Here is a 15,508-nt window from a genome sequence, read left to right as displayed (position 1 = left end):
GAATAGAATGATTTTATTAAACAAAGATACAAAATGTTTAGTTCAAGGAATTACCGGTAAACAAGGTTCATTCCACACAGAACAAATGTTAAATTACAATACTAATATTGTTGCAGGTATCACTCCCGGTAAAGGGGGACAAATGTTTTTAGATCAAGTTCCAATTTTTAATTCAATAGAAGAAGCAAAAGAAGATGTTGATATCAATGCTTCAATCATATTTGTACCTGCAAAATTTGCAAAAGATGCTGCATTTGAAGCAATAAGACATTTGGATTTAGTTGTCATCATATCTGAGCATATTCCTGTCCATGACAGTATGAAAATCATGGCATATGCAAAAGAAATGAATACAACAATTATTGGTCCGAATACTCCAGGAATCATATCTCCGGGCGTTGGAAAATTAGGTATCATGCCAACACACATATTTAAAGAAGGTAATGTTGGTGTAATTTCAAGAAGTGGTACCCTAACTTATGAAATTGCTAGTGAACTTACAAATGCAGGAATAGGTCAAAGTACTGCTGTTGGTATTGGAGGAGACCCTGTTACAGGGGATAATTACGTTGATATTCTTAAAAGATTTGAAAAAGACGATGATACTGATGCCGTTGTTTTAATTGGTGAAATCGGAGGAACTGCAGAAGAAAGGGCCGGTAAATATATTGCAGAAGAAATGTCAAAACCAGTTGTTTCATATATTGCAGGAAGAACCGCACCACCAGGTAAAAGAATGGGGCATGCTGGAGCAATTATTCAAGGAAGTTCCGGTACTGTTGCAAGTAAAACAAAAGCTTTGAATGAAGCTGGCGTTGATGTAGCAATCAAACCATCTGAAATCGTAGAGTTACTTAAAAAGGTTATGTAATGTCAAATCAAGAAATTATTGATAAACTATTAAACGGTGAAATGAAACTTTATCAGGTTGATAAAGAAGTTTCCGCCAAAGAGGCAACTGATATTAGAAGAGAATTTTTAGAGCAAAAATATGATTTGGAGTTACCGAATATCTCCAATTACACTCTTGATATGGAAAGGGCATCTGCCCGTAATATTGAAAACTCCATTGGAGTATTGCAACTTCCTATGGGTATTGCGGGACCATTAAAAATTAATGGAGAATACTGCAAAAGAGAAGTATTTGTTCCATTGGCCACTTCCGAAGGAGCGCTTGTAGCTTCAATTAATAGGGGAGCATCAACAATTACAGCTTCTGGAGGAGCAAATGCAAGAGTGGTGTCTGATATTATGACCCGTGCACCAGCAATCAAATGCGAAGGTGTTAGTGATGCTTTAAAAATCAGACAGTGGTTTATTGACAATTTCGATGAATTAAAAGACATTGCTGAAAGCACAACCTCTCATGGTAAATTAGTAAAAATTGACCCTATCTTAATTGTTGGAAGCTATGTTTATCCAAGATTCGTATTCTCAACAGGCGATAGTATGGGAATGAATATGGTTACAATAGCTTCTGAAAAAATCCTAGAAAAATTGGCACAGGAAACTAGTGCAATTCACATTGCATTAAGCGGAAATGTTTGTGTTGATAAAAAACCAGCTGCTATTAACATTGTTGAAGGAAGAGGAAAAAGTGTTGTAGCAGACATATTGATTCCAAAGGATATTGTATCTAAAAAACTTAAAACCACAGCAGAAGCAATCGTTGAGGTAAACACTGCTAAAAACCTAATAGGTTCAGCAGCCAGTGGAAGCATGGCATTCAATGCCCATTATGCAAATATGGTTGCAGCCATCTTTTTGGCAACAGGTCAGGATCCTGCGCATGTTGTTGAAGGATCATTAGGTATCACAACCGCAGAAAACAGAAATGGTGATTTATATTTCTCAGTAAACCTTCCTGATTTGCCTGTAGCTACTGTTGGTGGAGGAACTGGTCTTGGAGTTGCTCATGAAGGATTGGAAATCCTTGGTGTTGCAGGTTCAGGCAAAGCTCGTGAATTTGCAGAAATTGTCGCATGTACTGTTTTGGCAGGGGAATTGTCTCTTGTCGGCGCTTTGGCTGCAGGACACCTTGCAAGAGCTCATCAAGAACTTGGAAGAGGATAATATGGATGAGTTTCTAGATTCATTATATCCTGATTTAACTCTTGAGGATGATGATTTGCTAGATTCGTTGTATCCGGAATTAACTCTTGAAACTGATGATATAATAATGTCAATATCTGTAAAGAAAGATTATTCTCAGATTGAAGATTTGGATATGAGAAAAAAAGAGTTTATAAAAGACTTGCATGATTTTATAAACGAATTTGATGAAACTCCCGAATCTTTAGAATTTATGAGATATTTTGATGATTAGTATTTGGAATCTATCTTTTCAAATACTTTTTTTACATTTACTTTTGTTTCAAAACATCCTGTTTTTTCAAGCAAGACTCCTTGCGGACAGAAATCTGATAATAACATCATCATTTGATTCAAATCTTCATGGCAGGCAACACCTATGACTGCTTGGAATTTGTTTTCCATAACTATTTTTTTAACAAAGCTTGATCCAGGAACAATATACAATTTATATCCTAATGGTTCGGCCTTTTTCTTTATAGCTCCTATTGAACACAATCCGCATTCGGTACAGTTCAGACCTTCTTTTTGAAGTGTTGCAGGACAATCCTTGTGTCTTAAGCAGTGAGGCAGGAATATCAATGTTTTTTCAGTAGGAATCTGTCTGAATTTTTCTTTGTTGATTTCATCCCTAACCTTTATGGCAATATCGTCAATCAGATGGTCATCAAGCTTTAAAAAATGAGCTATTGTTTTAAATGGGGAATATAATAAATCCACTATATACAATAGGAATCTAGGAAATTTTATCTGATTTTTACGGGCTATTAAATAACCTAAAATAAGCACGATAATAAATAGAATCAAAATCAGGATAGCTAGAAAAACCACTAACTGACCTAAAAACATGTAGAATGAATCAAGAAATAACATTGTTTAACCTAAAATTCTTCAATTGTATAATTATCAAATTCTCTATTTAATTTAACTCCAGTCGGTGTTTTTACTATTTCAAGTCCGGATAAACTGTCACATGAACACAAAACATTTTGTTCGGGATGTGTTCCTGGAGTGATATTGCAATTAAGATTTACTTCATCGCCAATTGAAATAACTGTCTCTAAGCGTTTGGTTGATGGGTGGTCTTTGTTTAATATTACAAGTGGTGAAGATTCTTCACGACTAAGATAAGCTTGTGACCTTATTGCTCTTTTGTCTTTCTTAAAGTTTGACACCGCTATTATGTCATCGGATTCTAAAAATTGGACTATCTCTTCATTATCCTGTGTTGCAATGAATAACATTTTGTCTTCATATGCTACCTTGACAACACCAACCATTCCGGTTTCGCCTTCAAGAAAGAGTATTTCGTCATTTTTAAAATCAATATTCATAGTATCATTAAAAATAAAAAAAGAGAGTAAATAAATTTACTCTACAAGATCTACGTTGTCACTTTGACAGGATGGACAAACGACTTTTTTTCCAAGACCTTTAAAGGTATTTCCACAGTCTTTACAATGGTATTTTTTTGTTTTTAGTTTTTTTAAATCAATGTCGGCCATTGGCCCTCCGCTAGAACACATTTGAAATCACCTAACATATATTATATATTATATATTATTTAATTGTTTATTGCAATTGTTAATTTTTTCCAATATTTTTTCATCTTTAGTTAAATTATATATTAAATTATAAAAATACAAAGCCTGGCTGAATAATTTGTTGTCTTCATACTCTTTTGACAACTTGTCCATATTTTCCATGATGAACGGATTCGGGCCGATTTGGATATTCTTACCTTTAATTGTATCCAAACATTCTTCTAATGTCAAATCAAGAGTTTTGTCTTTTGATTGAATGTAGATGATTTCCCTATATGCAAGGGGACTCAAATCATATTCCATGCTGTACTTATACAATGCCAATGCAGTTTCCAGATTGTCTTCCTGAAGATAGTAATTGCCCAGGTTCCTATAGCATCTTGCAATATCCTGAGGATAATATGCGTATTTGAGAGCATCGGTAACGAACATGAAATACTTGTTTAATGTATAGGTATGTATTTTGTAGATTTCACTCAATTCAAGAATTATCCTTGATGAGACTGGATTTATCTTAATGGCTTTCTTAAGGTACTGTTCTGACTTTTCATATTGCTTGTCTTCAAGCAACAGGAATCCGTAAATGTAGTACAGGTCAAGCAAAGGATGGTTGTCAGGTATGATTCTAACTTCTTTTTTGGCACCTACATATGTATTGAACAGTATCTCTTCCAGGGGGTTTGTAAAAAAGTGATATTCACTTACTTTATCATCTTCAAACATGGGATAGAAGTTTGCCATGAAATCATCTAATTTGGATAATGCGATTTCATAGTTTCCGCTTTCAATATCATAGGATACGTCATTTAAAATATCCATTATGGGATTTTCTTTGTCTGAAAGTTCAATAAATTCATTTTTTTCATCTTCACTTAAGCAATCCCACATCATTCTGGAGATTTCCTTAATTATTTCCTTGTTATATGGATGATCTTTATATTTTTCAATTTGCCCGGACAAGTATCGTCGATTCAAATCATTATTTTCCCCCAAATTCAATCGGATTTCATTTATTATGTCTTCGTACATTAACACACCTGATTTAGTTCTATAAGTAATATTTTTATATAACTTCTAATCCATATTATATATGTATAAAAACTTAGTTTTATATTATTTTATTTAAAAATTTTAAAGGTGATTATGAAATGGCAAATCAACCAATTTTCATCCTTCCTGAAGGGACTGAAAGATATTCAAAAAGAGATGCTTTAAGAATGAATATCACTGCCGGTAAAGTTTTAGCAGGCATTGTAAGAACTACTTTAGGTCCTAAAGGTATGGATAAAATGTTAGTTAATTCATTAGGAGATGTGACTGTCACTAATGATGGTGCAACTATCATGGGAGACATGGAAATTGCACAACCTGCAGCAAGAATGCTTGTAGAAACAGCTAAAAAACAAGAAGAGATTGTTGGAGACGGAACCACTTCTGTTGTTGTTATCGCTGGTGAATTATTGGCAAAAGCTGAAGAGTTATTAGAAGATGGAATTGCAACTTCTATTGTAGTTAAAGGATATAGAAATGCAACCGCTAAAGCAGTTGAAATTTTAAATGAGATAGCAATTGATGCTGACGATGAAGAAACTCTTAAAAAAGTTGCTACCACTGCAATGAGTGGTAAAGGTTCAGACTATGCAAAAGAACACTTAGCAGACATTGTCGTCAAAGCAGCATTAAGAATTAAAGAAGATGGAAAATCTGACATTGATAATATCAATATCCAAAGAGTTTCCGGCGATTCTGTAGAAGACTCATTCTTAGCTGAAGGTGTTGTTATTGATAAGGCTCCTGTATCTAAAAACATGCCTAAAGATGTTAAAGATGCAAAAATAGCTATCATGAAATATCCTATTGAATTAAAAGACATGACTACATCCACTAAAATTGACATTACTTCTCCTGAACAGTTCGAATTATTCTTAAACAATGAAGAACAAATGGTTAAGGACTTAGTTCAAAAAGTCATAGATTCCGGTGCTAATGTATTGTTCTGTCAAAAAGGTATTGATGACTTAGCAGAACATTACTTGAAAAAAGCAGGCATCATGACCTTTAAAAGAGTTAAAAAATCAGATATGGAAAGAATCGAAAAGGCTACTGGTGCTAAATTAGTCACTGATATCGAAGACTTGTCTGAAGATAAGTTAGGTAATGCCGGTCACGTATATCTTGATAAAATATTTGATCATGAATTGACTTTCATTGAAGAATGTGAAAATCCAAAAGCTTCTTCCATTGTTCTTAGAGGAAGTACCCGTTACGTAACTGAGCAAATTTCAAGAGCTATTGATGACGCTTTGGGTGTTGTTGCAGCTACTATTGAAGAAGGAAAAGTTCTCATTGGTGGTGGAGCTTGTGAAATTGATTTAGTAAAACAGTTAAGGGAATACGGTGAAACCGTAAGTGGAAGAGAACAATTAGCTATTTTAAAATATGCTGAAGCTTTAGAAGTCATTCCAAGAACCTTAATTGAAAACGCTGGTTTAGATACCATTAACTTGATTGCTGATTTAAAAGCTGCTCATGAAGAAAACAAATTCATTGGTATCAATGTATTCGATGGTAAGGTAGTTGACATGAAAGAAGCAGGTGTAATTGAACCTTTAAGAGTTAAAATACAAGCTCTTCAATCTGCTGGTGAAGCTACTGAAATGATTTTAAGAATCGACGATATGATTGCAGCAAGAAATGCACTTAACTCTACCGGGCCTGATGAATCCGGTAATGACGATAGTGGTATGCCACCTATGCCAGGTATGGGCGGAATGCCTCCAATGTAAAATTTTTAATTTTACATTTTTTTATTTTTTTAATATTTTTTTGTAATATATTATACTCATTTTTTTAAACTTAAAGTAACATTTTTCAATACTTGATTAAAGGATAATTTTAGGGTTTTATCAAAAAAACACAATTGTTATCTTTTTTTGTTTATTCGTGCTTATTTTTCCATATTCTTTATTAAATGCGTTGTTTTTTCTTATAACTTATATTAATTCTATGTTTTTTAATTAGATAAGTTTTAATTATATGTTATTTTATATTATAATCCCTACAATTACTGTTTTAATTTTAGTAAATTAAAGTTTCTTTAAAAATTATTTCATATCTTTAAACGCTATTATAAATGAATTCAACCATATTTTTACTTAACTTTTAATTTTCATTAAGTTTTAAGCTTATTTTTTAAAATTAAACTTATTTAATCGGTTTTAGTAAATAAAAAGGTTTATATAAGGTATTTGCATATACATATTGTTGAAGTGAGATTGTTATCTCATGGACTGTTTAAAAAAATGTTATGGAGGTAAAATATTTTGAACAAACAATTATTACTCACTGTGCTTTTGCTACTCACTGTCGTATTATCAGTCAGTGCAATTTCAGCAAGTGAAGTAAATGTTACAGATTCGTATGCTACTAACTTAGTAGATGACACATCAGATGTATCAGGTCCTGTGGACAATGCTGCTGATTCATCAGTACTTTCTGTATCTAGTGATTCAAATGTTGATAATGATCCATCTAAAGTTTCTCTATCAAGTGAAGAAGTTTTAGAATCTGAAAATTCAAATACTTTATCAACTAACTCGGGTAGTAACTCTGTAAGTAGTGATGGTCAAGGCAATGCCGCTGGATCTCCAGAGGATAGCCAAGACAAGTTACAGGCATCCAATGCTACTGTTGACGTATCAAAGACTATTACTTCAAAAGATGTTACTAAATATTATAAAGGAAGTGCTCAATATTCCGCAACCTTTTTAGATAAAAACGGTAATCCATTAACCAATACCAATGTAAAGATCACTGTTAATAAGGTTACTTACACTAAAAAGACTAATGCGAAGGGGGTTGCTTCTTTAGCGGTTAATCTTAAACCTGGTACTTATAAAGTCGAAGCGGTCAATCCCGTTACAGGCTATAAGTTGATCAATAATTTCAAGATTTTGTCCACCATTACTGCAAATGATGTAACAAAAGTTTATACTGATGGCAGGAAGTTTTATGCAACTTTCCTAAATAGTAATGGAAAGGCTTTAGCTAATAAAAATATTAAGTTTAAGATTAACGGAAAGACTTATACTAAGACAACCAATGCTAAAGGTGTAGCTAGCCTTACAATGTACAACCTTAAAAAAGGAACATATAAGATGATTTCTTATAATGTTGACGGTTTAACAAAAACCAACACTGTTAAGGTAGTTACTTATACCACTTCTGAACTTACTACTAGCGCATACACTTTCCTTAAAAGTGATAGTAAAACTATTAAAGTTACTTTACATAATGGTTTAGGATATGCTCCTGGTGCAGGTAAAATTATCAAGTTCACTGTCAATGGTAAAACATACAGTGCGAAAACCAACAGTAAAGGTGTAGCATCACTCATATTACCATCTTTGAATGCAGGCACTTATACTGTAAAATATAGTTTCGCTGGAAATAATTTCTATAAGGCATCAAGTGCTTCTAATAAATTATATATTCTTCCAAGCAAAACTGCAAAATTTACAGTAAAGAGCACTACAACTTTTGGTAAAGGTGCAAATACACCATTCAAGGTTGCCTTAACATCAGGCACCGTTCCATTAGTAAAGAAAACTGTAACCCTTACTATTAAAGGCAAATCATATACTAAAACCACAGATAGTAACGGTATTGTATCATTGCCTATAGATTTAGCTGTTGGTAAATACACCATTAGTTATTCATTCAAGGGTGATTCTAAAGTAAATTCAAAGACTGAATCTTCTTCAATTACTGTGAAAGAAAGAGCAGCAACTAAACTTACTTGGAAAAGTGGAACTTCATTTTATCAAGGTGCTCAAACTTATAAAGTGTTATTGCAAGATGCTAACAGTAAAGCTTTAGCAAACAAGGTTGTTAAATTAACCGTAAACTCAAAAACTTATTCAGCTACCACAGCATCCAATGGATATGCTACATTTAATGTAAATGTAGCTCCGGGAGACTACACAGTTTCCTTTAGTTATTCTGCTGATGGTGATAATGTCAATGCACCAAGTTCTAAAACTGCAAAGATTAGTGTTGAGAAAAAATCAACCACTGGATATGGATATTGGGTTTATGGAGACGATATGAAGAGCGTTAGCTTGAAAAATTTGGCATCTCAAGGTGCAACAGATTTATTCTTAAACTATGCAGCAATTTCTAAACATGGTCAATCAGCTGTCGAATCATGGATTTCTAGTGCTAACAAGTTAGGAATGAATGTTCACATTTGGATGCAGGCCTTTTATCAAGGTGGATCTTGGACTAATCCTGTAAAAAGCGGATCTCCAAATACTGCATTCTTTGAGAAAAAGATATCTGAAGCTAAAACCTATGCAAAAATCAAAGGTGTTTCAGGTATTCATTTCGATTACTTAAGGTATCCTGGTACTGCATATAAAACTACAGGTGGTACTGCGGCTATAAGTCAATTTGTAAAACAAGCAACTGAAGCTATTCATAAAATTAATTCAAACCTTATTGTTTCATGTGCATTGATGCCTGAAACAACAAGTAATGCATATTATTATGGTCAAGATTATTCTGCAATAAGCCAATATATGGATGTAGTTATTCCGATGATTTATAAAGGAAATTATGGAAAAACTTCAACCTGGATTACTACAACTACCAAATGGTTTGTGGATAATTCCAAAGGCGCTCAAGTATGGGCGGGTCTTCAAGGATATAAATCTGACAGTTCCGTTGTAAAATTAACTTCAAGCGAAATTAAAAAAGATTCTCAGGCGGCTTTAGATGGTAATGCTCCAGGTGTAATTATATTTAGGTATGGTGTAACCAATTTAGTGGATTTCAACTCTTTATCTGATAAATCCTCATCTCCATCCACAACTGGATCAATATCTCTTGCAAATATTGTTGCGGCCGCTAATTCCTTGAAAACCACAATAGATTCTAAAAATTCAATTCCAACTACTGTAAGTGTTGGCGGAGTAAGCTATTCTACTGCTCAATTCTTATATATGATGACTAAGGCTGTTGAAAACATCAAGTCAGGTAAAACTTCAACTCAAATTTTACCTGTAGCATCTGAAGTTCCTTCAAATCCTTCAGGTTCAGCCAAATCAGGTAATTTAACTACTAGTGATTTTGTTGATCTAGCAAAAAGAGTAAGCAATTATATTGCCAATAATGGTCAAGCTCCAAATTATGCTTCCTCTTCATTGGGAAATATTAAATATGACTCATTGGTGGATGCATTTGCTAGAATCTTGTCTTACTACAAAACCAATAGTAAATTACCGTCTTATGTAACTATTGGTGAAGATTCAAAAACAACTTCCGCTAAAACAATATCCATCAAGAATGTTATCACTGGTGCTTCCAATTTGAAAACATATTATACTAACAATAAGAAGTTGCCATCTACCGTAACAGCTGGTGGAATTACATTTACTTTACCGGAATTTTTATATGTAATGAGTCAGGCAATTTGTCAGATAGGCAATTCCAATACTAAGGATATTGATGTTATTAGTGGAGTTTCAGCTCCGGGCAATCCTTCCGGAGACTCAATCAGCTCTGCACAATTAACTGATGACAAGTTCTTAATTGTTGCAAAGAATGTTGCAAGTTACATTACCACTAATAAAAGAGCTCCAAATTATGCTTCCTCAGCAGTAGGTAAGATAATTTATTCTGAACTTGTTGATTCATTCTCACGCATATTGGCATTTTATGGTACAGATAATCGTTTACCTAGTTATGTGACAATTAGTACTTCATCTTCATCTTCATCAAGTGCAGTCACCGCAAGTGGTTCAGGTCTAAATGAGAAAAACACCATTTCTGATCTTACTGCATACTTGAAAGCATCTACCAATTGTCAAGTGGATAACTCTAAGATCAAATCTCTTGTTGATAAATTAACAAAAGGTTTGACTACAGCTACACAAAAGGCTACTGCGATATATAATTATGTAAGGGATAGTATATCCTATAGTTTCTATTATGATACTAAATATGGTGCAGTAGGTACCTTAGACGCTAAAAGAGGTAACTGTGTAGACCAAGCACATTTAGTGGTAGCAATGTTTAGAACTGCGGACCTTCCGGCAAGATATGTTCACGGAACCTGCAGATTCTCAAGTGGAAGCACTTATGGTCACGTATGGGCACAAGTTTTAGTTGATGGTAAGTGGACTGTTGCTGATGCAACTAGTTCTAGAAATTCTCTTGGAAAAGTAGCGAATTGGAATACTAATTCATTTACTCTTAAAAGTATTACATCAAGTATTTCATTCTAATTCTACTTTTTTTTATTTATTTTTTGTAAATTTTTTTTGGCTTTTTTGTTAAATTTAATCCTCTCCTATTTAGGTGTACCAAAACTTTTTTATACTTTAACCTATAAAAGTTAAAATGATTATTTTATATTAGGTGAATTTCATGGCGGAGGATAAAATAAGTGAAAATATTGAGGAATATCTCGAAGTTCTCTATCGTAATGGAAACAATGGAGAACAGGTATCTACTACTCAATTATCAAAAGAGTTAGGCATTGCACCGGGCAGTGTAACACAAATGCTTAAAAAATTAGAAAATCTAGGTTATATCGGATACACTCCATATAAAGGAGCTACCTTAACAGATGAGGGTATGAAAATTGCTCAAAAAATTACAAGAAAACACAGAATCCTGGAAAAATTCTTGATTGATGTTTTAAAAATCAAAGAGGAAAATGTTCATGACCAAGCTTGTGAAATGGAACATACCTTGTCTGATGAAGCTGAAAGAGCATTGTGCACAATGTTGAATAATCCTGATGTTTGCCCTGACAACAATATTATCCCTGCTTGTAATTTTGATTTTGAAAGTTGTAATCAATGTTACTCTCAAAAAGACTTTGATCAAGTCATTGATAGGAAATTCAATTTGTTATCTATCTCAGAATTAACTTCAAATTCAGAAGGAATTGTCTCATTCATCCGTGGAAGCAATGAACTTTTAGAGGACATTTCCGAAATGGGTATTTCAGTCGGTTGCACTTTAAAATATGAAGCTAATGATAACGGTGCAAGCGATTATTATGTAGTTACATTAGACGATAAAGAGTTAAATATTCCAATAGAAATGGCTAATAATATTTTTATTAGACTTTAACTTTTATTCTCCTTTTTTTTACAAAAATTTATATAATATTTTCTTCAAACTATAAGCATTAAATATAACTTATTTCTTTTTACGGTGTTTTAATGCGTGGAAATTTATCCAATGATATAGTATCTATTAAAATTGAAGAGGGAAGCAAAAGGCCAATAGCCTTACATGAAAAAAGTTTGTTCGGTAAAATTGAAGCTGATACATTGAACCTTTCTTTAATTGAAGCTTGTTATTTGTTGGAGAAGGGTCGCTTGGATATTTATGAGGATGATATTGAATGCACTGTCGGTTATCTTATTGATATTTTAAAAGAGCAGGGCCTTTATGGAAAATATATTGTTTACCGTGATTTAAAGGACCGTGGTTTTGTCATCAAAACCGGTTTTAAGTATGGAGCCGAATTCAGATTGTATAATCGTGGAGGCGGTCCGGGTCAAAGTCACTCAGATTATCTGGTTAAGGTAATGTTTGAAAATTATGAAATTGATTCCCTTGACTTTGCAAGTTATATAAGGGTAGCTCACGGTGTTAATAAGAAATTTTTATTGGCAATTGTTGATGATGATTTTGACATTACATACTATAATGTCGAATGGACAAGACCTTAATTTAAACAAAGGAATAGTTTATATTTTCATGTAAATCTTAATTATTATAATAATTCTTAATCATGAATGTAATTTAACGTGTTTGTTGGTGATAGTATGGCAGATTTAATTGATCCATGGGCATCATTTAGCCTAGATTATGATAAATTAGTTAATCAGTTTGGTATTGGAAAAATTTCAGATATACTGGATGATATTGAAAATCCCCAAAGATTGATGAAAAGGGGAGTAATATTTGGACATAGGGAATTCGATGAAATTAATAAGTTAATCAATCAGGATAAGGATTTTGCAGTTGTAACCGGTATGATGCCAAGTGGCCAAATGCACATTGGCCATAAGATGGTTGTCGATCAACTTAAATGGTACCAGCAAAAGGGTGCAATGTTGTCACTTCCGATTGCTGATCTTGAATCCTATGCTGCTCGCGGAATGAGTTTTGAAAAAGGCCGTGAAATTGCTGTAAATGAATACCTGACAAACTGGATTGCATTGGGCCTTGACCTTGAAAAGGACAATGTCAATGTTTATCTTCAGTCTCAGAATAAGCTATTGCAGGATTTAGCATTTAAGGCATCAAGCAAAACTAATTTCAATCAGCTTAAAGCTATTTACGGATTCACTCCGTCTACAAATATTGCACATGTTCAGGCACCTCTTGTTCAAGTTGCAGATATTCTGCTTCCGCAAATAGAAGAGTTTGGAGGTCCGAAAAAGGTTGTTGTTCCTGTAGGGATTGACCAGGACCCTCATATCAGATTGACTAGGGATATTGCACAAAAGCTTCATGAAGATTTAGGATTTTTAACTCCTGCTTCTACATATCATAGGTTTTTGACCGGTTTGACTGGAGATAAGATGAGCAGTTCCAAACCGAATACTGCAATTTATCTCAATGATGAAACAAAAGACGCTGTCAAAAAGGTTAAGTCAGCAAAAACCGGTGGAAGAGAATCACTTAAGGAGCAACAGGAATTAGGTGGTGAAGTCGATAAGTGTGTTATTTACGAGATGCTGCTGTACCACTTTATTGATGATGATAATGAACTTGAAAAGATAAGGCAAGATTGCTTAAATGGAACTTTACGCTGCGGTGACTGTAAAGTCAGAACAGCTGAGTTAATGGAAGAGTTTATGGATGATTTAAAAGAAAAGCAAGTTGAAGCAAGAGAAATTGCTAAAACCTTAATTTAGTTAACTTTTATAAGATATGATTTAAAAAGATATAAAACGTGATTTTATGATAAGATGTGTTTCATGTGGAGAAGAATACGATGATGATGAAGTAATCTACACTTGTGAAAAGTGTGGGTCAGTACTCGAACTCGTCAATGAAATTGATGTTTCTAAAGACATTTTTGACGGTAGAAGAGATAATTTATGGAAATTTAAAGAATGCATTCCTGTAGATGAAACTAAAATCGTTTCCCTTGATGAAGGAGGAACACCATTCTGCAAATGTGATAAACTAGGTGATGAACTTGGTGTAAACTTATATGTTAAGGTGGAAGGTTCAAATCCTACCGGAAGTTTCAAAGACAGGGGTATGACAGTTGGTATGACCAAAGCGATGGAACTTGGTGTTGATACTGTAGGTTGCGCTTCAACCGGAAATACCTCAGCATCATTGTCTGCTTATGCTGCCCGTGCAGGATTAAGATGCATTGTATTCTTGCCTTCAGGTAAAGTTGCATTGGGAAAATTAGCCCAGGCAATGTTCCATGGTGCTGAAGTAATGTCCATAAATGGAAACTTCGATGAAGCTTTAGAAGCAATGACTGCTCTTGCATTAGAAAAACATCTTTATTTGTTAAATTCAATTAACCCATACAGATTAGAAGGACAAAAAACAATAGGATATGAAATTGTCCGTGATTTAGGATGGCAAGCTCCTGACAGAATCATTTTGCCTGTAGGTAATGCAGGAAACATTTCAGCCATCTGGAAAGGGGTTAAGGAATTCTATGATGCAGGATTCATTAAGGATCTTCCAATGATGACTGGTATTCAAGCTGAAGGAGCATGCCCAGTTACCAATGCATTTAAAAAAGGAGATAAAAGAGTTGTCCCTGTTGAAAATCCAGAAACAATCGCTACAGCTATCCGTATTGGAGCTCCTGTAAGTGATATCAAAGCGTTAAACGCAATTTATGATTCAAACGGATATTCTGAAACAGTAACCGACGAAGAAATACTCGATGCACAGAAGTTGCTTGCAAGAACTGAGGGTATTGGTGTTGAACCAGCTTCTGCGGCTTCAATTGCAGGTCTTAAAAAACTTGTTGATGAAGGTGTCGTTGATAAAGGTGAAACCATTACCTGCGTTGTTACAGGACACTTGTTAAAGGATCCTAATACGGCTATTGATGCATGCACTCAACCTACTGAGGTTGATGCCGATATTGACACATTAAGAAAAATCTTAATGAATAAATAATTTGAGCTTAAAATCTCATTTTATTTTAATTTTTTCTTTTAATTCGTATTTATTCGAATTTATATTACAGTTTTTTTGATTAAGCTAATGAATGAAAAACATTTGCGAAGATATTACTGTCACTTTATATGTTATGAAATTTTAGTTTTTTTTGTTGATATAATCAAAAATCAACACGAATAAACCAATATATTTATATATAAGCAAATAAAAACTATTATTATCAAATAAATGAGGTGTATAATTATGAGTGAATTACCAATTGCTCCTGTAGGAAGAATATTAAAAAATGCTGGTGCACAAAGAGTAAGTGATGACGCAAAAGTTGCTTTAACTGAAGCTATCGAAGATTACGGAAACGAAATCGCAGCAAAAGCTGTAGGATTTGCTCGTCACGCTGGTAGAAAAACTGTAAAAGCTGAAGATGTAAAATTAGCAATTAAATAGATTTGCTATTTCTCGAAGATAGTAAATTTATTTTACTATCTCTTTTACACTTTTTTTTAATCTAATTTTTTATTTATCAAATTTACTTATTTCTGCTTATTTTTAAAAACATTTATATACTATGTAAACCTATTTAATACTGTCTAGTTCTCTAGAATTATTTCATTAATTACTAAATTTTTATTTTTAGTTTTGCTAAAAATTATATGAAATTCAGAAGTATTTGTATTGAAAGTCTA

At 33.4% G+C, this 15,508-nt stretch carries 14 protein-coding genes; 10 read left to right on the top strand and 4 right to left on the bottom strand.

Features of this window, described 5'->3' with window-relative positions:
* Positions 1–7: 7 nt before the first annotated feature.
* The 3 genes from sucD to QZU81_RS06445 are packed head-to-tail and all read left to right on the top strand — an operon-like array spanning position 8 to position 2,326.
* On the top strand, positions 8–871 hold the full coding sequence (gene sucD / locus QZU81_RS06455; RefSeq protein ID WP_292823197.1) for a succinate--CoA ligase subunit alpha: 864 nt from the start codon (positions 8–10) through the stop codon (positions 869–871).
* A complete protein-coding gene (gene hmgA, locus QZU81_RS06450) occupies positions 871–2,073 on the top strand; it encodes a hydroxymethylglutaryl-CoA reductase (NADPH) (RefSeq protein ID WP_292823195.1) in 1,203 nt (400 codons plus the stop codon). Before sucD ends, hmgA begins: the two co-directional genes overlap by 1 nt.
* Complete coding sequence (locus QZU81_RS06445; protein WP_292823471.1) at positions 2,012–2,326, top strand: hypothetical protein; 315 nt, start codon at positions 2,012–2,014, stop codon at positions 2,324–2,326. The genes hmgA and QZU81_RS06445 overlap by 62 nt, the downstream gene beginning before the upstream one ends.
* Here QZU81_RS06445 and QZU81_RS06440 read toward each other — a convergent pair.
* The 4 genes from QZU81_RS06440 to QZU81_RS06425 are packed head-to-tail and all read right to left on the bottom strand — an operon-like array spanning position 2,323 to position 4,664.
* Positions 2,323–2,964: a DUF116 domain-containing protein gene (locus QZU81_RS06440; protein WP_292823193.1), complete on the bottom strand. Its 642-nt coding sequence runs from the start codon at positions 2,962–2,964 to the stop codon at positions 2,323–2,325. The two genes, QZU81_RS06445 and QZU81_RS06440, sit on opposite strands and share 4 nt — an antisense overlap.
* An 8-nt stretch (positions 2,965–2,972) precedes the next feature.
* On the bottom strand, positions 2,973–3,425 hold the full coding sequence (locus QZU81_RS06435) for a hypothetical protein (RefSeq protein WP_292823191.1): 453 nt from the start codon (positions 3,423–3,425) through the stop codon (positions 2,973–2,975).
* Positions 3,426–3,461: 36 nt separating this feature from the next.
* Positions 3,462–3,617, bottom strand: coding sequence for a hypothetical protein (locus QZU81_RS06430; RefSeq protein WP_197031816.1), 156 nt, complete (start codon positions 3,615–3,617; stop codon positions 3,462–3,464).
* A 27-nt stretch (positions 3,618–3,644) separates the two neighbouring features.
* Positions 3,645–4,664 carry a hypothetical protein gene (locus QZU81_RS06425; protein WP_295590494.1) on the bottom strand — a complete coding sequence of 340 codons (1,020 nt, stop codon included), beginning with the start codon at positions 4,662–4,664 and terminating at the stop codon, positions 3,645–3,647.
* 119 nt (positions 4,665–4,783) lie between these two features.
* Between QZU81_RS06425 and thsA the strand changes: the two genes are divergently transcribed.
* From thsA to QZU81_RS06390, 7 genes are all read left to right on the top strand, one after another.
* Entirely contained in the window at positions 4,784–6,421 is a 1,638-nt protein-coding gene (gene thsA / locus QZU81_RS06420; protein WP_295590492.1) for a thermosome subunit alpha, read from the top strand.
* A 537-nt stretch (positions 6,422–6,958) separates the two neighbouring features.
* Complete coding sequence (locus QZU81_RS06415) at positions 6,959–10,921, top strand: pseudomurein-binding repeat-containing protein (protein ID WP_295590490.1); 3,963 nt, start codon at positions 6,959–6,961, stop codon at positions 10,919–10,921.
* Between the two features lie 142 nt (positions 10,922–11,063).
* Positions 11,064–11,777 carry a metal-dependent transcriptional regulator gene (locus QZU81_RS06410; protein ID WP_295590488.1) on the top strand — a complete coding sequence of 238 codons (714 nt, stop codon included), beginning with the start codon at positions 11,064–11,066 and terminating at the stop codon, positions 11,775–11,777.
* Between the two features lie 92 nt (positions 11,778–11,869).
* Positions 11,870–12,385, top strand: a complete 516-nt coding sequence (endA, locus tag QZU81_RS06405) for a tRNA-intron lyase (protein ID WP_295590486.1) — start codon at positions 11,870–11,872, stop codon at positions 12,383–12,385.
* Positions 12,386–12,481: 96 nt separating this feature from the next.
* On the top strand, positions 12,482–13,579 hold the full coding sequence (locus QZU81_RS06400) for a tryptophan--tRNA ligase (protein WP_295590484.1): 1,098 nt from the start codon (positions 12,482–12,484) through the stop codon (positions 13,577–13,579).
* A 46-nt stretch (positions 13,580–13,625) separates the two neighbouring features.
* On the top strand, positions 13,626–14,822 hold the full coding sequence (gene thrC, locus QZU81_RS06395; protein ID WP_292826090.1) for a threonine synthase: 1,197 nt from the start codon (positions 13,626–13,628) through the stop codon (positions 14,820–14,822).
* Positions 14,823–15,068: 246 nt separating this feature from the next.
* Positions 15,069–15,269 (top strand): histone family protein, encoded by a 201-nt coding sequence (locus tag QZU81_RS06390; RefSeq protein WP_067042909.1) that lies wholly within the window; start codon positions 15,069–15,071, stop codon positions 15,267–15,269.
* Positions 15,270–15,508 lie beyond the last annotated feature (239 nt).

This window comes from uncultured Methanobrevibacter sp. (assembly GCF_902770715.1).
Lineage (GTDB): Archaea > Methanobacteriota > Methanobacteria > Methanobacteriales > Methanobacteriaceae > Methanocatella.
The sequence above is the reverse complement of the archived record's forward strand: the minus strand, read 5'-3'. Positions and strand labels throughout refer to the sequence as shown.